Raw genomic sequence first — 1,416 nt, 5'->3', positions numbered from 1 at the left:
ACGCCACATCGCTTGAGGGGATCGTTCATAATCGCGTAGATATGATCAATGATTTATCGGATGAAGGATTGGGATACTGGGACAAAGTGCGCGAAGTCGCAAATGTTAAAGAGCATCCAGTAGGTGAGATTGCGCATGATGAAAATGGCAAAGTACTCTATTTAACCGATGAAAATGGAGAGTATATAAAAGGCAGTGATGGAAAACCAATAATTCTGTATCGCTATTTAAAACCAGAGGAAGAAAAGCATTTACAAGCTGGTTCTGATGGCAACAGGCGTATGTTCTATAATGGTATTTTTAACACACCAGATGAGGCTGCCTATCGTGCTGTCCAATTAGCTGATAATGCGCATGAACCCCTTTATTTTACATACCACCCACAAGCTAAAGACAGGCTCGTAGAGTATGGGGTAGCAATTTATGAGTATTTTGGGGGATGGAGTAATTCGGCCAAGAAATTCCAAGATTTTACCTCTCGTTATGGTAATGACAAGGCTATTGTTAGTGCGCATAGTCGTGGTAGCTTAACAGTAGGCAATGGACTGCGTGACTTTGAAAAGCGCGGCATTCACGGTATAGCAGAAAAAACAGATATCTATCTTTTTGGACCAGCGGATCATGCTCAATCGATAGCGAATGCATTATATGTCGTAAGCGATGGCAAAAATGATCATGTTTACTTACAAAGCCATGCATCTGACCCCATTAGCACGTTGTTTGGTTACAATGCACCTACTTTTTATAAAGTACCTTTAAATCTAGATGTTTCACTTTTGGAGAAAGGTATAAAAAATCCTTTATATATGACGCTGTTTGTAGGAACCAGTTTATTGACTACAGCAACCTCTCCATTGATAGAGGGAGGGAGGGCGTTAGGCGGGTATGATCCTAGTCCCCATAATTGTTATGGTGATGCAAGTAAAGCGTGTATAACTAATTATGGAATACCGCCTACTAAACAAATTAATTCAACTTATTCAATTTTAGAGCATTTATGGAAGAAAAAATGAGACAAATTTTGAAATTATTGAGTGGTATAGTCCTATTAAGTGTAGCTGGATGTGACATTGAAAACATTGATAAGCCTCCTCCAGAGTATGTGAGTATGTGGGAGAAGGTAGGTGCAGATTCTACTGAAGTAGGAAAAGCCTTGTTAGAATGCGGAATGCCAAGCATTTTTGATATTGATTCAGAAAACAGAAAGCTTAGTATTAATGAGGATGCAACAATTTATGCTTGCATGGTTCAATCAGGATTCCATTATAAAGGGAGAGGAAACTGGTGTTATACATTTAGAGAAGAAAACCTTCCCATTTGTCAGCCTGGTGCTGTCATTCCGAAGAGAAGTGTCGAAAAGCGCTTAAACAGCCCGTTTTGTAAAAGAAGTCCAGTACAACCTGAATGCAAGCCTTA

General features: G+C 39.5%; 1 protein-coding gene and 1 pseudogene. Both read left to right on the top strand.

Features of this window, described 5'->3' with window-relative positions:
- Positions 1 to 1,013 (top strand): annotated as a pseudogene (locus ACFIKG_RS09155) (filamentous hemagglutinin); the annotation flags it as partial.
- Positions 1,010 to 1,416, top strand: a 407-nt coding sequence (locus tag ACFIKG_RS09150; protein WP_041581383.1) for a hypothetical protein, incomplete at its 3' end; no start/stop codon positions are given. The pseudogene ACFIKG_RS09155 and the gene ACFIKG_RS09150, both read left to right, overlap by 4 nt.

The sequence above is a fragment of the Bartonella sp. LB28NMGDW genome (assembly GCF_042194435.1).
In the GTDB taxonomy this organism is placed as follows: Bacteria; Pseudomonadota; Alphaproteobacteria; order Rhizobiales; family Rhizobiaceae; genus Bartonella; species Bartonella grahamii.
This window is presented reverse-complemented; position numbering and strand designations above follow the sequence as displayed.